We start from the raw sequence: 15877 nt of genomic DNA on the forward strand, positions 1-15877 counted from the left end.
CACGTGGACGCTATCAGCGACGAGTGAGAAAGGAGTCCATGGAGAGACGATGCTGGCACTCCTGCGGCAAACGACCGGGAACAACGCAACGCGTCACGTGATTCCGGGCGGCCTGGACACCTATGCTGTCATCGGGAAGGGCTTTTGCCATGACCCAGTGTCCACCCGCTATGAGGGCGGATTTCTGCATCAGCGGCGTCGGTCCTCAACCCGGCTTGAAGTTGCAATGAAAAAACGCCCCCGGTGGGGGCGTCTGAAGCGACAAGGCGATGCGCGGTCAAATCTCGTAGGAAAGGTCTGAGCGTTCCCGTTTGGTGTTGCGTCCGACCACATCAGCCAGCCCTGTGCGGGCGAGTGAACGACACGCGCGCTCGTCATGCGTCACCTCACCTGACATCAGGGCAGTGAGCGACGTTTCATCAAGAGCGGCTTCCAGAGCCTGAGAGGCCTTGATCCACGCACTACGGGTAAGGCAATCGGATTTCCGGGAACAGGCGTTGGGCTCACCGGTACAGCAGACTGTCAGCTGAATGCCCCCTTCCATCAGGCGAACGATGTCGCCGAGAGAAATGTCGTCCGGTTTTCGGGCAAGCGTATGCCCCCCTGCTGCCCCCCGGGTGCTACGTGTGAGTCCCCCACGCTTCAGGGTCTTGAGAATCTGTTCGATGAACTGAACAGTGACCCCTGTGCGTTCGGACAGGGATGTGGTGGTCATGGGTGCGCCTTCTCCGTGCATGGCGAGAGCAAGAAGAATACGCGCCGCGTAGCGAGTTTTGGCAGCAAGCTTCATGACAACGTTCCGATGAGTGTTGGCAACGGTGGCCTCCCCAAAGCCTGCAGACATTGTGCTTTTCAATTCCTCCCTTGTCAATAGGAATTAAAAAAATCAACGATTTCTTGAGCCCTTATTCACAAAAAGACGTTCTCTGCCTTCAGAACGCCACCTCTCTCCCCTGCATTTCCCTACGCCCTCAATCCCCGATGTCAGGCCGAGGCGTTGCACCTGTCGGGGGACGCCCACGGGTCTTTGACGTACACCGTCATGCCCTTCCCCCCCCCACGCAGGCATAGGCCACCTCACTCGCCCGGACAAGACAGGCAGACTGCGTTTCTCGTTCAAAAAATCACAAACGCAACGTCCACGCGGACTTCTGGGCGACAGGCCGACACACACAGCTCAAGCACTCGAATTGATAAAACAAATAAAACAGCGACTTGCAAGAACAGTCTGCACAGGTGCGTTTTGAAACACGCGGACGGTTCAGCTTGACACAAAATCCGGATTACTCTAATTCAGACCAACTCAATCTGATACAGATTAATTAAGATTGAAAAGCCATCATATGCCCCCGACATCGCAAGGAAGCGATTCGGGGCAGGCAGTAGGAGGCCTCCATGCGGATTTCCTCGACAGTCCACTATGCCTCTCGACTTCTCGTCAATCTCGCGCAGCACACGCCTGCCGCGGGCCCCGTGTCTGCCTCCGAGCTTGCAGACCGCACTGGCATCTCCGTGAAATTCATCGAAAAGATCATTCGCCAACTCCGTACGGCGGGGATGGTGCGTAGCGTACGAGGAGCAACGGGAGGGCATCTGCTTTCCATGCGCCCCGAGGACGTCACACTTGGAGATGTCCTGCGTGTGGTCGAAGGCGGTGTCCAGCCTCCCAACTGCTGCGTCGGCGACGACTGCGAAGACACCCCCTGCCGCTGCAAGACCGCATGGATATCCGCCGCCAAGGCTCTTGAAGCCACGCTCGACCAGTACACGCTGGCTGACATCATGAGCACCCAGCCCACCGCGAACGAACGCTCGACCAAGCGGCCTGCCGCCCGGATGAGCAACCCCCAATACGACAGGACGACACCCGGAACACCATACGCGCATGGTCGCTCCTGCGCACACCAAAGCCAATAGTCAAGGAGACCTGGCATGAAGAAGCTGCTCATTCTCGGGGCCGGTGCCGGCGGCACCATGGTCGCGACAAAGATGAGAAAAAAGCTCGATGAACGCGAGTGGGAAATCACCGTCATCGACCGCGACCTCAAGCACCACTATCAGGCCGGTTGGCTGTTCATTCCGTTCGGCATCTACAGCCTCGACGACTGCATCAAGCCCAAGAAGGATTTCATGCCCCGCGGCGTGAAGTTCGTGCAGGACACCATCGTCAACGTCGACCCCGAAGCCAAGGTGGTCAAGACCGAAAACGGTTCCTACGACTACGACTGGCTTGTGGTGGGCACGGGCTGCCGCATCGCACCTGAAGAAGTGGACGGTCTTCTCGACGACTGGCGTGGCAACATCCACGACTTCTACTCCCCCGACGGCGCAGTGGCCCTTCGCAAGAAGATGCTGCACATGAAGGAAGGCCGCCTCGTCCACCACATCTGCGAGACCCCCATCAAGTGCCCGGTGGCCCCGCTCGAATTCGTGTACATGGCCGACTGGTACTTCACCAAGATGGGTGTGCGCCAGAACATCGAAATCGAACTGGTGACGCCCCTCACCGGCGCATTCACCAAGCCCGTTGCGGCGAAGATTCTCGGTGACCTGTGCGACTCGAAGAACATCAAGGTCACGCCCAACTTCGTGGTGGACAGCGTCGACCCGGGCAGCAAGACCATCAACTCCGTCACCGGCGACGAAGTACCCTACGACCTTCTGGTCTCCATTCCGCCGAACATGGGGCAGGAATTCCTCATCGAAAGCGACATAGCCGACCCCATGGGCTACATGGACACCGACAAGCAGACGCTCAAGTCCAAGAAGTACGAGAACATCTACGTCATCGGCGACACCACGAACGTGCCGACCTCCAAGGCCGGTTCAGTGGCCCACTATGAGGCCGACATCATCGCCGAGAACCTTCTCGCCGACATCGAAGGCACAGGGCACTACCACCACTTCGACGGTCACTCCACCTGCTTCATCCTCACCGGTTACGAGAAGGCCTCGCTCATCGACTTCAGCTACGAGGTCGAACCGCTGCCCGGCATGTTCCCCTTCCCCGGCCTCGGCCCGTGCGAGTTGCTCGGCGAAAGCCACATGAACTACTGGGGCAAGCTCATGTTCAAGTGGGTCTACTTCAACCTTATGCTCAAGGGCCACGAACTGCCGTTCGAACCGAACCTGTACCTGCACGGCAAGGACACCTCGCTGCTCAGGAAGAAGTAGGCCGGAGGAAGAAATGACCAACGAAGAACGTATACTCGAACGCCTTGAGCGCATGGAAGAGCAGATTGCCTTCCTGCATGAACGCGCACAGGGCACGAAGGAACTCATACAGGACCTTACCCCCATCTCGAACCATGCCTTCAGGCTGATGGTGTCGGAACTGCAGGACGTGCACGGGCATGTGCATCTCGACGACGTGTTCGAGTTGCTGCGCCGTGGACTGCGAGGGGTGCCGAATCTCAACTACTGCCTCGACCAGCTTGAGAACCTCATCGACCTGTGGCGTACCATCCATCCCGCCATCGCTCCCACGTGGCCGCACATCATCGCCACCATGGGTGAATGGCATCGGGACGGGGTATTCGACAAGCTTGGGGCCCTCAAGGGCGTGGGCGGCAAGATGCTCGACACCACGACCCCCGACGACATCGCGCGCCTTGGCGAGTCGCTGGTGTTCCTGCTGGCCCTGCTGCAGAAGCTGGCAGACCCGAAGGTGCAGACGTTCCTCATGCGGGCTGTCGACATGCTGGGTGCTGTCGACCTCGACAACGCCAAGCCCGTCGGCATGTTCGGCATGGTCGGCGCGATGGGTGCGAAGGAGACCAAGGAAGGCCTTGGTGTCGCACTCGAGGTGCTCAAGGCCCTTGGCAAGCTCAGGGGTGACGGCACCCCCGCCGCCTGCGGCTGTTGCTGCTCCTCCAAAGGATAGCATGATGCATGGCCCCGCCACCCGTTGAGGGTGCGGGGCCTTTTCTTCAACTCCTCCGCTTGCGAGGCACCATGAACAGACAGCACATCCTGCTCGTGGATAAGGACCCGGAAGTACGCGCCCTGCTGTCGCAGATGCTCGCCGAAGCCGGTTACAGCGTAAGTACCGCCCACGATGCTCTTTCCGCACTCGACACCGCTCGAAAAAGCCGCCCCGACTGCATCTCGCTGGACATGGACCTCCCCACGCCCGGCGGAACAATCCTCTATGCGCGACTGCGCCGCGACGAAACATTGCGGCACACTCCTGTCGTCGTGCATAATGGGTGCGCGAGACTCCCCAACAGTGTTCCCACCATCGCCCGGGCCTGCTGCCCCGCTTCGCTGCTTGAAACCGTAACCCGCATCCTCACCTAGACATCTTTCACGCACTCCGGATGGGCCGTCCGCTTCGCTGCCCGCAACACCCGCATGGACGGCCCATCCGTCTTATCCGGCAGAGTCCGGCCTTTCCCATACGTAGCGCAGATGACGCGCCCAGCAAGACTGCCATGTCAGAGGTCCGCCCTGCCCACGCAGTGACATGACACGCACATTGCTCAACAGCCCCTCGTTCACCCGGTCTGCATGCGCGGCCATGGGCCCCTCCGAAAACTGGCAAACGGACGTGACGAGACTTCAGACTGTTCGCGCCTCGCACGGCACCACATGCCAAGCGTTATGTCCACGCCGCAAGTCGTCTCTGTTTACCCCTGCAGCCCCTGTGCCTGTTGCCGCAAGAAAGCCCTACAGTGAACACGAAGGGCCACGGTCACCCGTGGCCCTCATGCGCCCGCCTTCTTGCAGGCATTCAGCAGCGGCACCGTGCCGCAGTATCGTTGCTAGCAGACTGGTGCGAGATACTGGCGCCGCCAACGGGCCGCCAGCTGCATCGCGCGGGTGCGTCCCGCATCATCAAGCTTGCCCTCGGCATTGACGCGCTCGGATTCGGCCTTCGCGAAACCACAGGATGCGGCTAGCGAGAACCACATGAACGCCCGTTCTGCATTGGCTGCAACGCCCTTTCCGTCCCTGCACAGCACGCCGAGAAGATACATCGCCTTGCCACTGCCGAGGGTGGCGGCGCTGGTCAGAAGCTCACGTCCCGTTCGCAGCGAATCGGCATCGCCCTGTCCGATGAACGCCTCCCCAACTGTGCAACGCGCCTCGGCCGTCTCGGGGCGCAATGCCTTGAGGAATGCACGCTTGCTGGAGACGAGTTCCATACCGAAAGCCTTGTCGCGGAAGTCGTTGACCATGTCGTCGTACACGGGTTCGCAGTTGAAACCGCATCTGTCGGCGCGCCTGAACAGGCTCGCGGCACGTGCGAAGTCCTGCTTCACGCCCTCGCCACGCGCAACGCGGACAGCGTAGAGGTTGAGTGCCTCGTGATGTTCAGACGCCACAGCCCTCTCCAGCCATTCCAGAGCCTTGGCTTCATTCCGGGGTACGCCACGACCTTCGTCATAGATCATTGCAAGATTGAACTGGGCACTGGGTTCGCCCGACTCTGCCGAAAGAAACATATCCTGAAGTTGCATCGACCTACCCGCCTATGATTGAGGTTGGGAAATCCTCCACTTACCGACCCCTCGCCGTGTGGCACCGCGAGTTCCGCCGTGGGCAGCATCGGCGGTCGAAGAGGACATGCGTGGCTGCCCGCGCGGCATGTCCTACCTCGATGGTATGGATTATTTCCTACCTTCAAGGTGTGATATTGTCAATGTAGCCGGAGCTAATTCTTCAAGATTCCGTCAATCCAGATACAAATGCCAGCATAACATACCAAAAGAATGATAAAAACGCTGACGAATCACACAGGACATAGACGTCGTCACACCCGGGCCATACATGTCGCATGCTTCTGAAAAATGATATAACCCTACATGGAAACATCCACGTCGGGCGAACAGGGTCGCCCGCACTCCCCATACCCCAGGAGGCTCCATGCGCTGGCGGCAATTCCTGACTCCCGTGATTTCGCTGTCTCCGGAACAGGCACGTAACCTCGTCGCGGAATCCGGCACGAATCTTACCATCCTCGACGTACGCCAACCAGCCGAATATGCCGAAGGTCATATTCCAGGTGCGATGCTCATGCCCCTTGCCGACCTTGCGGACGGCATGAGGCAACTCCCCGCAGAAAATCCCTTGCTCGTCTACTGTGCCATAGGCGGACGTAGCCGCATCGCTGCGCAACTGCTTGCCGGTAACGGGTTCAGCAAGGTGATGAATCTCTCCGGGGGCTTCAAGGCATGGAACGGGGCGACGGGCTTCGGTTCCTACGACAGTGGGCTTGAACTCTTTCCCCAGACACTGGGGCTTGAGCAGGCCATTGTCACGGCTTGGGGGCTTGAGAACGCGCTTGAGGCGTTCTACGCCACACAGATGGGTCAAGCGGTGCAGGGCGATGTCGCGGATGTGTTCGGAACACTTGCAAAGATGGAAAGCAGCCATAAACGCCGACTTCAGCGGCAGTACGCCGATATCGTCGATGCTCCCATCGACGGGACGGGGGTCGAAGCGGCCATGGCCCGCAACCTCGTGGAAGGCGGCCTGACAACAGAGGAGTACCTTGCCCGTGCCAAGGTCGACACCAACGACGTCATGGAGGTTCTGCAGTTTGCCATGATGCTGGAGGCGCAGGCCATGGACCTTTACGCACGCGCCGCACGCAGGGCCGACGATGTCGAGACGCGGGCCTTTCTGGACGCCATGACCCGCGAAGAGAAGTCCCACCTAGCGCAACTGGCGACTCTCCTCGACAGGCACCTCGAAGGTGAGTCCCATGCCTAGCCTGCTGCTGCTTGGTGCCGGACACGCGCACATGACCGTGATGGAGGCCATCCCCCGTCTCATCGAACGCGGTCATTCCGTGACCGTGGTGGGTCCGGGTGAAAGGCATTACTATTCCGGCATGGGGCCGGGAATGCTTGGTGGACACTACTCACCAGAGGACATCAGCTTTCCGGTGCGCCAGATGGTAACGCAGCGCGGTGGCACGTTCATCACCGCAAGAGCGACCCGCATCGACCCGCAGCGCAAGCACGTCGTTCTCGATTCCGGGCAGGAACTTGCCTATGATGTCTGCTCTTGCAACACCGGGTCGCACGTGCCTTCCTCCATCGTCGACGGCGACGCAACGGACGTCTTTCCCGTCAAGCCCATAGAGAACCTGCTGGCAGGACGTGAAAGCATCCGGCGACGCGCATCCCGAGGCCCCGTGCGCATTGCCGTCGTAGGGGGCGGGCCAGCTGCACTGGAAGTCGCAGGCAATGCCGCGGCGGCACTGACGCAGACAGGGGCCCAAGGCAACGTTGCCATGTACGCTGGCAGTTCGTTCCTGCGCCGCTTTCCGGCACGCGTGCGGGAGTTGGCACGAAAGGAGTTGCAAAAGGCACGGGTGAAGCTTCATGAAGGGGCCTATGCATCTGCCGTTCACACGGGAGAAGTCGTACTCGACAACGGCGAAAGGTACGAGGCCGACATCATCTTCACCGCGCTGGGAGTGGTTCCCTCCCCCCTCTTCGCGGCCTCCGGCCTTCCTGTCGGTAAGGACGGCGGCCTTGCCGTGGATGCCCACCTGCGCTGTACGGAGTATGACGACATCTTCGGAGGCGGTGACTGCATATGGTTCACGCCGCAACCACTCGCCAAGGTCGGCGTCTACGCGGTGCGCCAGAATCCGGTGCTACTGCACAACCTCGCCGCACGCCTTGAAGGCGGGCCATTACTGACTTTCTCACCCGGTGGCGAGTATCTGCTCATCTTCAATACAGGTTCCGGACGCGGCATCCTGCACAAGGCGGGGTTCACCTTCGCCGGTCGTCTGGCATTCATGGTCAAGGACTGGATAGACCGGCGCTTCATACGCCGCTTCCAGCCGCACTGAGGCGTTACAAGACACGAAAGTGCCCGCCTGCGAAAGGAAGGCGGGCACTTCTCATCCATGTCCTACGATGTTCAGGCCCGCTTGAGGTCGTCCACGAGGCGCTTGAGGACCTGCGACTGGTTCGCCAACTCCTGAACCGCCGTAGCAGCCTCACGCATGGCCTGTGCCGTTTCGGCAGAGATGGCGCTCACCTGCTCCACCGACTTGTTGATCTCTTCGCTGGCGGCCGACTGCTGCTCCGAAGCCGTGGCGATGCCACGCACCTGATCGCTCACCGTGTCGACCATCTTCACGATCTCACGCAGGGCCTCGCCTGAGAGGCGAGCAGCCTGTGTCGCCTCTTCGATGGTCTTCACCGACCTGTCGACGTTGTCCATGTTCTTGCGGGTTCCGCCCTGAACACCCCGTATGGCGTTGCCGACCTCCGTAGTGGCCTGCATGGTCTTCTCGGCCAGCTTGCGCACCTCATCGGCAACGACCGCGAACCCTCGTCCGGCCTCACCCGCGCGGGCCGCCTCGATGGCTGCGTTGAGGGCGAGCAGGTTCGTCTGGTCCGCAATGTCGGAGATGACGTTCATGATCTGCCCGATGGCCTCTGCCTGCCTGCCCAGGTCTTCCATGTCATGCTTGAGCGCGACAGATTGCGACTGTACTTCGCTTATCCCAGTCACGACCCTTCCGACAATCTCCGCGCCACTTTCAGCCTTTCTGCGTGTGTTCTCCGCGATGTCAGCGGCCTGTCCGGCATTTCGGGCGACCTCCAGAACCGTTGCGTTCATCTCCTCCATGGCGGTGGCCGTCTCACCCACGCGCCGGGCCTGTTCTTCGGCCCCGCGGTCGGATTGTTCGATTTGCGCCGAAAGCTCTTCCGATGCCGATGAGAGCACCTCGACCACACCCTCAAGCTTGACCGCAGCCTGCAACATGCCTTCGGCCTTTGCCCGTTCAGCCTGTCTGCGTGCCTCTTCAGCCTCAAGTGTGGCCTGTTGCGCTTCCTGTTCCTTGCGGCGAGCCTGTTCAGACTTCTCATCCGCTTCTGCAATCTTGGCCTTGAGGGTTGTCACCATGTCCTGAACGGCACTGTACACCCCTTGCCTATGGCTACTCTCGCGAAAGTGGATATCGAGATTTCCGGAAGCTATCTCGCGCGACACATCGTAGAGATAACCCGGGTCTTCGCCCAGTTGCGCCATGGTTCCCCGCACGATGTAGACACCTGCCCCGGCACCTATCGCGATGGCAACAAGAACGAGGACGATGCTGAACGTGCGGGCGGATGACACGACGTTCGTGGCTTCCGCTGCCGACTGCGCCGACCCCTTGTCGTTGATTTCCACCGCCGCATACAGTGCGTCCATAGCTGCCTGAAAATGCCCTCGAATCTCTGACCTGTCCAAAGCTGCAGCTTCGACGTTCTTGTTCACACGAGACAACTCCATCCCCTTGTCCATAGCTCTGTAATACTGTCGTGTATGGTCAAGGAATTTCTCGAAATTACCCCTCTCTGACGGGTCAGATACCAGTTTTTCATATATTCTTGCGCTATCCTGCAACTGTTGCTTTAGCTTTTCAATGTTACTCTCAATAGAAGCGATTGCAGAAGCGTCTGTAGCGATTATATGCTGCAATTGCTGCCTTCTGATACGGTTCATATCCCCCTGCATCTTGGCGAGTATCTTGATACTCGGTATCCAGTTACTGGCGATCTCCTGCACATCGTCGTGAATCAGGCCTAGCCTGTTCACGGAAAAGCCACCGACAACTATGATCACGAGGACAAGGGAACCGAAGGCTATGGCAAGTTTATGGGTCAGTTTCATGGCTGCAACCTCGCTATGCGGGTGTCTGGGATATTCGAGAATAGCACAGGGACGCCACTCCGCCATTAGTTTTGTTCCTCGACTCGAACTTGCATCACGTCGCAGCCGTTCTGCCCAACATACCGAACACCAATGACAAAAGGGCCGGCATCCGAAGATGCCGACCCTTGCAAGTCTCAAAGCGGGGCTGGAGGCTAGTACATGCCGCCCATGCCGCCCATGCCACCCATGCCGCCGGGCATGGGCATATCCTTCTTGGGTTCGGGCTTCTCGGCGATGGCGCACTCGGTGGTGAGCAGCAGCGAAGCGACCGAAGCTGCGTTCTGCAGGGCGATGCGGGTCACCTTCTTCGGGTCGATGACGCCGACGCCGATGAGGTCTTCGTATTCGCCGGTGGCAGCGTTGAAGCCGAAGCCGTCCTTGCCTTCACGCACTCTTTCGACCACGATCGAGCCTTCGAAACCGGCGTTGGAAGCGATCTGGCGCAGCGGTTCTTCGATGGCGCGGCGGATGATGTTCACGCCAGCGGTCTCGTCGTCGTCAGCGGGCTTGATGTCGTCGAGAACCTTGGCGACGCGCACGAGCGCGGTACCGCCACCGGGGACGATGCCTTCTTCGACGGCTGCGCGGGTCGCGTTGAGGGCGTCCTCGACGCGGTCCTTCTTCTCCTTCATCTCGGTCTCGGTGGCAGCACCGACGTGGATGACGGCAACGCCGCCCACGAGCTTGGCAAGACGCTCCTGCAGCTTCTCGCGGTCGTAGTCGGAGGTGGTCTCTTCGATCTGGGCGCGAATCTGCTTCACACGGGCCTTGATGTCGTCACCCTTGCCAGCGCCGTCGACGATGGTGGTGTTCTCCTTGTCGATGACAACGCGCTTGGCGGTGCCGAGATCGGCCACGGAGATGTTCTCGAGCTTGATGCCCATGTCTTCGGAGACGACCTGGCCACCGGTGAGGACAGCGATATCCTGCAGCATGGCCTTGCGGCGCTCGCCGAAGCCGGGAGCCTTGATGGCGACGACCTGAAGGGCGCCACGCAGCTTGTTCACCACGAGGGTGGCAAGGGCTTCGCCGTCGACGTCTTCAGCGATGATGACGAGAGGACGCTGCATCTTGGCCACCTGCTCGAGAACGGGCAGCATGTCCTTCATGGTGGAGATCTTCTTCTCGTTGCAGAGAATGAAGGGCTCATCCAGTTCGCAGACCATCTTCTCGGGGTCGGTCACGAAATAGGGGGAGAGGTAACCGCGGTCGAACTGCATCCCCTCGACGACTTCGAGGGTGGTCTCAAGGCCCTTGGCCTCTTCGACGGTGATGACGCCTTCCTTGCCCACCTTGCTCATGGCCTCGGCAATGATGTTGCCGATGGTGGAGTCGGAGTTGGCAGAGATGGTACCGACCTGGGCGATTTCCTTCTGGTCGCGGGTGGGCTTGGCAAGGTTGCCGAGTTCACGCACCAGGGATTCGACGGCCTTGTCCACGCCACGCTTGATGGCCATGGGGTTGCGGCCGGCAGCCACAAGCTTCACGCCTTCGCGGTAGATGGCCTGGGCGAGGATGGTGGCGGTGGTGGTGCCGTCACCGGCGATGTCGCTGGTCTTGGAAGCGACTTCCTTGACCATCTGGGCACCCATGTTCTCGAACTTGTCTTCGAGTTCGATTTCCTTGGCGACGGAGACGCCGTCCTTGGTGATGACAGGGGAACCGAACGACTTCTCGATGACAACGTTACGACCCTTGGGGCCGAGGGTGACCTTTACGGCGTTGGCAAGTTTGTCGACGCCACGGGAAAGCTTTTCACGAGCCTTGGTATCAAAAAGGATTTCCTTGGAAGCCATGTGAATTTCCTCCTCAGGGAAGCGGGATGGTACGGGGAATTACTCGATGATGGCGAGGATGTCGTCTTCGCGCATGACCAGATGCTCGACGCCGTCGATCTTGATTTCGGTACCGGCGTACTTGTTGAACAGCACCATGTCGCCAGCCTTCACCGTCATGGCGACGAGCTTGCCGTCATCGGCGGTCTTGCCGGGGCCGGCAGCCACGACTTCACCGCGCGAGGGCTTTTCCTTCGCGGTGTCGGGGATGTAGAGGCCGCCAGCAGTCTTTTCTTCGGACTCGAGGCGCTTGACGAGAACGCGGTCGTTGAGGGGCTTCAGATTCATGCGATCAATCCTCCACAATGGTTGATGACGTTATGCCCGCTGTTGGCACTCTCTTGTGATGAGTGCCAGACGGGGTACCAGCGATAGCTAGGAGGCTTTTGCCCCCTTGCAGCCCTCTTGGGCCTCGCTTTCACCGGGGATTTCAAAGTGCGCTTCCGGCATCCGGTCTTGGTCACCTTCAGCGCAAACAAACTAATGCCCTATTCGGCCTTGAAAAGGGGCGAAACGCATTTTTTTATGATTTTTACCACAACACACTGCCATAAAAGACTATTTTTCTCTCCTCAGGCGACCTTCCGGCCCCCCTTGGGCAACCCGAGGGCGATGGACGCGAGTGCAGCCACGCACAGCAGATAGCAGTACATGTTCGACAGCGACACATCCACGGGGGAGATGCCAGCTATCGACCCGGCAAGCAGCACCTGAGCACCGTAGGGAATGAGCCCCTGCACCACGCACGAAAAGATGTCGAGCATACTGGCACTACGCCGCGGGTCGACACCGTTGGTTTCGGCAAGCCCGCGTGCCATTCCCCCTGTGAGTATAATGGCAACGGTGTTGTTGGCCGTGCAGAGGTTGGCAAGACTCACCAGCAGCGAAATACCCGCCTCTCCGAGACGACGGGTGCGACCGTCTCGCCTGTCGCTTGTCATGCGACCGATACGCTCAAGAAGCCAAGCAAGCCCGCCCTGATACCGGATAAGCTCACCGAGTCCGCCCATGAGCATGGAGAGGACGAGAATCTCGTGCATCCCCGAAAAACCTGCATAGATGTCCTTGGCCCATTGCAGCACCGAATACCCCGGCACGACAGCCACGCCAACGCCCCCGGCAAGCACGATGCCCGTGAAGAGCACCACGAAGACGTTCATGCCCGCCAGCGCCATGGCAAGAATGACCACGTACGGCAGAACGCGCGCCATCTCCCATGCCCCGACACGTGCAGCCTGACCGCTGTCGCCCATGAGCCAGAAAAGGAGCGTAGCACCCACGGCGGCAGGCAGTGCGATGAGCAGGTTCATGCGGAACTTGTCACCCATCTCGCACCCTTGCGTCCGCGTAGCGGCGATGGTCGTATCGGATATCATCGAAAGGTTGTCGCCGAACATGGCACCACCGACTACAGAGCCCATGAGCATGGCAAGCCCGATGTCGGTCTGCTGCCCGATGCCCACAGCAATGGGTCCTACGGCGGCGATGGTTCCCATGGAGGTGCCCATGGCGGTGGATACGAAGGCGGCGATGAGAAAGAGACCGGGCAGAATGAACTCGGCAGGAATGAGCGACAGGCCGAGGTTCACCGTGGCGTCGACCCCGCCGATGGCCTTGGCGACACTGGCAAAACCACCAGCCAGCAGGTAGATGACGCACATGGTGATGATGTTGATCTCACCGGCACCTGCAAGCATGATGTTGATCTTCTTCGACAAGCCGCCATGCCCCATGATGAGGGCGAGTGCGAGCGCGGGAAGGATGGCGACAGCGGGCGAAAGCTCATAGAAGGCCATCTTCACGCCAGTGAAACTCAGAATGCTGCCTGTCCCGATGAAGAGTACGAGAAAAAGCGCAAGCGGCAGCAACGCCAGCCCGTTGGTTTTCTGTTCCATGTCTTATCTCCTTGCGCTGTGAGCGCTTTCTTGTCGTACCGCGCTCCCCGTGGTGCAGCCGCGGCAAGGCGTCGTTCGTGCGAACATACCCGGAGGCCGCGAATATACCACATGAGAAAGGCTGGTTGCATCGTATCGACGAGGCACATTCACAAACAGCGGGCTTCCTCACCTTTCTGCCGTGCCGCGGTCAGAGGTACCGCCATGGGAAGGCATCCGGAGGCAGCACGTGCTGAAGCCGCCACTGCCCGACGTGTTGCGCCGTCGCGGGCAGTCTCCGTCAGGCCAGAGAGTAGAAGCTCCTGTGAACGGGTCTTGGAGTATCTCACCCGCTGTCCTTGTCAGGCTGCATATGGCGTCAGCCGCAACTATCCGACATGCATCGGTAAACGGCGGTCGAACGTCACGCGGCCACAGGGCATGGCGAGCAGCAGGCCCGGAGGGATGCGCCCGTACTGCGGCTGGACAGCCCACCGGCAGACCGCAGCGTACACGCCATAGAGCCCTGAAGATGAGAGAGAAACACTTCAGGCCCGTCAACTGCGGCACATCTCCAGTTCTGCAATGCGGGCTTCAAGCTCTTCCCACCGTTCCAGCAGTGTCAGCTGCTGCTCTTCCAGAGAGGCAAGGCGTTCTCCCGTTTCAGTGAGGGCGGACATGTCGCTGCCGAACGACGCGGGGTCGGCGAGTCGCCGTTCCAGAACCGCCTGCTCGGTCTCAAGGGCTTCAAGCCTTGCCGGAAGCTGCTCCAGTTCGTCACGCGCCTCGGCAAGTTCTCGCTGTTCCTTGAATGTGAGCTTGCGGGGACGGGTGTCGACCGCGCGGCGCTCGGCTGGCTGTGTCGCAGTCGCCACATCACGCGCCTCACGCGCCGGGCGTTGCGGTTCGTCGCGCTGACGCAGCCAGTCTTCGTACCCGCCGATGTATTCGCGCACGATGCCCTGCCCTTCAAGGGCTATGGTGCTTGTCACCACATTGTCGAGAAAGGTTCTGTCGTGGCTGACCAGCAGCACTGTTCCGCTGTAGTCGGTGAGCAACTCCTCAAGCAGTTCCAGCGTTTCGACATCGAGGTCGTTGGTGGGTTCGTCGAGCACCAGCACATTGGAAGGGCGCAGAAAGAGACGGGCCAGCAGCAGCCTGTTACGCTCGCCGCCCGACAGGTGGCGCACCGCGATACGCATCCTGTCATCATCAAAGAGGAATTCGCGCAGGTACCCCGCCACATGGCGGTTGACGCCATTGACCGTCACCCTGTCGTTGCCGTTCGCCACGTTGTCCATGGCGTTGGCGTCGATGTCGAGCGCTTCGCGCATCTGGTCGAAGTAGGCCACTTCAAGGCGCGTACCGTGCCGCACCCGGCCCTGTTGCGGTTCAAGGTCGCCAAGCAGGATGCGCAGAAGAGTCGTCTTGCCCGCACCGTTGGGGCCGATGAGCCCCACGCGGTCGCCCCGCTGGATGCAGACATCCACGTCGCGCAACACAGGTTCACTGTCGCCGTGGGCGAAGGTCACGCCCGTGGCTTCGATGACCAGCTTGCCCGAACGTTCCGCCTCATGCACCCGCATGGCTGCCGTCCCCATGCGCTCGCGCCTTTCGGCCCGTTCAGACCGAAGGGCCTGCAACGCGCGGACGCGCCCCATGTTGCGGGTTCGCCGGGCCTTGACCCCCTGCCGTATCCACGCCTCCTCCTGCGCCAGCTTCTTGTCGAAGAGCGCATTCTGCCGCGTCTCGTTCTCAAGCCGTTCTTCACGCCGTTCGAGGTAGGCATCGTACCCGCAGTCGTAGGCGAAGAGTTGCCCGCGGTCGAGTTCGACGATGCGGGTGGCCAGATGTCGCAGGAAGGTACGGTCGTGAGTGACGAAGACGAGGGTGCGGGCCCTGCGCTGAAGAAAGTCCTCAAGCCACGATATGGCTTCGATGTCGAGATGGTTCGTGGGTTCGTCCAGCAACACGTCCGAAGAGGAGACAAGGGCGCGCGCCAGCAGGGCACGCCGCTTGAGTCCGCCGGAAAGTTCTTCGAAGCGCGCGTCGGGGTCGAGGTGCAAGTGGTTGAGCACGGTCATCATGTCTCCATGCCGTTCCCATCCGTTGCCCGTATCGAGGTGGTGCCGCGCGGCATCAAGCGTGCCGGAGTCGGCGTGCCCGGTCTCCAGCCTGTGGTAGGCGGCAAGGGCCACTCCGTCAGGCCCCATGCCCTCCGCCACGACCTCGTAGACCGACCCCGAGAGATGTGCCGGGACATCCTGCGGCATATGCCCGAAGCGCGTACCCTGGGCACGGACGACTTCGCCCGCGTCCGGGCGCAGGTCCCCCGCCATCAGACGCAACAGTGTCGACTTGCCCGCACCGTTGCGCCCCACGAGGCACAGGCGCTCGCCCGCCTCGACGTGCAGAGTCGCGCCGTCGAGCAAGGGCCGACCGCCAAGATTGAGCGTGATATTCTGAAGACTGAGTAATGCCATGGTGCTCTCC

General features: G+C 60.5%; 13 protein-coding genes. 6 read left to right on the plus strand and 7 right to left on the minus strand.

Annotated elements, in window-relative coordinates:
* Positions 1–277 precede the first annotated feature (277 nt).
* A complete protein-coding gene (locus DVU_RS09310; RefSeq protein ID WP_011792131.1) occupies positions 278–844 on the minus strand; it encodes an RrF2 family transcriptional regulator in 567 nt (188 codons plus the stop codon).
* A gap of 551 nt (positions 845–1395) precedes the next feature.
* On the opposite strand from DVU_RS09310, the gene DVU_RS09315 reads away from it, so the two are divergent.
* From DVU_RS09315 to DVU_RS09330, 4 genes are all read left to right on the plus strand, one after another.
* Positions 1396–1917: an RrF2 family transcriptional regulator gene (locus DVU_RS09315; protein WP_010939253.1), complete on the plus strand. Its 522-nt coding sequence runs from the start codon at positions 1396–1398 to the stop codon at positions 1915–1917.
* A gap of 15 nt (positions 1918–1932) precedes the next feature.
* Positions 1933–3174 carry a type III sulfide quinone reductase, selenoprotein subtype gene (gene sqr / locus DVU_RS09320; RefSeq protein ID WP_010939254.1) on the plus strand — a complete coding sequence of 414 codons (1242 nt, stop codon included), beginning with the start codon at positions 1933–1935 and terminating at the stop codon, positions 3172–3174.
* Between the two features lie 13 nt (positions 3175–3187).
* Entirely contained in the window at positions 3188–3883 is a 696-nt protein-coding gene (locus DVU_RS09325) for a DUF1641 domain-containing protein (protein WP_010939255.1), read from the plus strand.
* A 71-nt stretch (positions 3884–3954) separates the two neighbouring features.
* Positions 3955–4299: a response regulator gene (locus DVU_RS09330; RefSeq protein WP_223294669.1), complete on the plus strand. Its 345-nt coding sequence runs from the start codon at positions 3955–3957 to the stop codon at positions 4297–4299.
* Positions 4300–4763: 464 nt separating this feature from the next.
* On the opposite strand, the gene DVU_RS09335 is transcribed toward DVU_RS09330, so the two are convergent.
* Complete coding sequence (locus DVU_RS09335) at positions 4764–5462, minus strand: tetratricopeptide repeat protein (RefSeq protein ID WP_011792130.1); 699 nt, start codon at positions 5460–5462, stop codon at positions 4764–4766.
* Between the two features lie 406 nt (positions 5463–5868).
* Between DVU_RS09335 and DVU_RS09340 the strand changes: the two genes are divergently transcribed.
* Positions 5869–6717 (plus strand): rhodanese-like domain-containing protein, encoded by an 849-nt coding sequence (locus DVU_RS09340; protein WP_010939259.1) that lies wholly within the window; start codon positions 5869–5871, stop codon positions 6715–6717.
* Entirely contained in the window at positions 6710–7813 is a 1104-nt protein-coding gene (locus tag DVU_RS09345; RefSeq protein ID WP_010939260.1) for an NAD(P)/FAD-dependent oxidoreductase, read from the plus strand. Before DVU_RS09340 ends, DVU_RS09345 begins: the two co-directional genes overlap by 8 nt.
* A gap of 71 nt (positions 7814–7884) precedes the next feature.
* Here DVU_RS09345 and DVU_RS09350 read toward each other — a convergent pair whose 3' ends face one another.
* From DVU_RS09350 to DVU_RS09370, 5 genes are all read right to left on the minus strand, one after another.
* Positions 7885–9699, minus strand: a complete 1815-nt coding sequence (locus tag DVU_RS09350; protein WP_010939261.1) for a HAMP domain-containing methyl-accepting chemotaxis protein — start codon at positions 9697–9699, stop codon at positions 7885–7887.
* A gap of 128 nt (positions 9700–9827) precedes the next feature.
* Positions 9828–11471, minus strand: a complete 1644-nt coding sequence (groL, locus tag DVU_RS09355) for a chaperonin GroEL (protein WP_010939262.1) — start codon at positions 11469–11471, stop codon at positions 9828–9830.
* 39 nt (positions 11472–11510) lie between these two features.
* Positions 11511–11798: a co-chaperone GroES gene (groES, locus tag DVU_RS09360; protein ID WP_010939263.1), complete on the minus strand. Its 288-nt coding sequence runs from the start codon at positions 11796–11798 to the stop codon at positions 11511–11513.
* A gap of 284 nt (positions 11799–12082) precedes the next feature.
* Positions 12083–13405, minus strand: coding sequence for a Na+/H+ antiporter NhaC family protein (locus tag DVU_RS09365; RefSeq protein WP_010939264.1), 1323 nt, complete (start codon positions 13403–13405; stop codon positions 12083–12085).
* A 536-nt stretch (positions 13406–13941) separates the two neighbouring features.
* Positions 13942–15867: an ATP-binding cassette domain-containing protein gene (locus DVU_RS09370; RefSeq protein WP_010939265.1), complete on the minus strand. Its 1926-nt coding sequence runs from the start codon at positions 15865–15867 to the stop codon at positions 13942–13944.
* Positions 15868–15877: the final 10 nt, after the last annotated feature.

It is taken from the genome of Nitratidesulfovibrio vulgaris str. Hildenborough, from assembly GCF_000195755.1.
In the GTDB taxonomy this organism is placed as follows: Bacteria; Desulfobacterota; Desulfovibrionia; order Desulfovibrionales; family Desulfovibrionaceae; genus Nitratidesulfovibrio; species Nitratidesulfovibrio vulgaris.

What these genes read in the sequence shown, in the direction of transcription:
- DVU_RS09310 (WP_011792131.1), bottom strand. Translation starts at nt 844, where the DNA reads ATGTCTGCAGGCTTTGGGGAGGCCACCGTTGCCAACACTCATCGGAAC.
- DVU_RS09315 (WP_010939253.1), top strand. Translation starts at nt 1,396, where the DNA reads ATGCGGATTTCCTCGACAGTCCACTATGCCTCTCGACTTCTCGTCAAT.
- sqr (WP_010939254.1), top strand. Translation starts at nt 1,933, where the DNA reads ATGAAGAAGCTGCTCATTCTCGGGGCCGGTGCCGGCGGCACCATGGTC.
- DVU_RS09325 (WP_010939255.1), top strand. Translation starts at nt 3,188, where the DNA reads ATGACCAACGAAGAACGTATACTCGAACGCCTTGAGCGCATGGAAGAG.
- DVU_RS09330 (WP_223294669.1), top strand. Translation starts at nt 3,955, where the DNA reads ATGAACAGACAGCACATCCTGCTCGTGGATAAGGACCCGGAAGTACGC.
- DVU_RS09335 (WP_011792130.1), bottom strand. Translation starts at nt 5,462, where the DNA reads ATGCAACTTCAGGATATGTTTCTTTCGGCAGAGTCGGGCGAACCCAGT.
- DVU_RS09340 (WP_010939259.1), top strand. Translation starts at nt 5,869, where the DNA reads ATGCGCTGGCGGCAATTCCTGACTCCCGTGATTTCGCTGTCTCCGGAA.
- DVU_RS09345 (WP_010939260.1), top strand. Translation starts at nt 6,710, where the DNA reads ATGCCTAGCCTGCTGCTGCTTGGTGCCGGACACGCGCACATGACCGTG.
- DVU_RS09350 (WP_010939261.1), bottom strand. Translation starts at nt 9,699, where the DNA reads ATGGCGGAGTGGCGTCCCTGTGCTATTCTCGAATATCCCAGACACCCG.
- groL (WP_010939262.1), bottom strand. Translation starts at nt 11,471, where the DNA reads ATGGCTTCCAAGGAAATCCTTTTTGATACCAAGGCTCGTGAAAAGCTT.
- groES (WP_010939263.1), bottom strand. Translation starts at nt 11,798, where the DNA reads ATGAATCTGAAGCCCCTCAACGACCGCGTTCTCGTCAAGCGCCTCGAG.
- DVU_RS09365 (WP_010939264.1), bottom strand. Translation starts at nt 13,405, where the DNA reads ATGGAACAGAAAACCAACGGGCTGGCGTTGCTGCCGCTTGCGCTTTTT.
- DVU_RS09370 (WP_010939265.1), bottom strand. Translation starts at nt 15,867, where the DNA reads ATGGCATTACTCAGTCTTCAGAATATCACGCTCAATCTTGGCGGTCGG.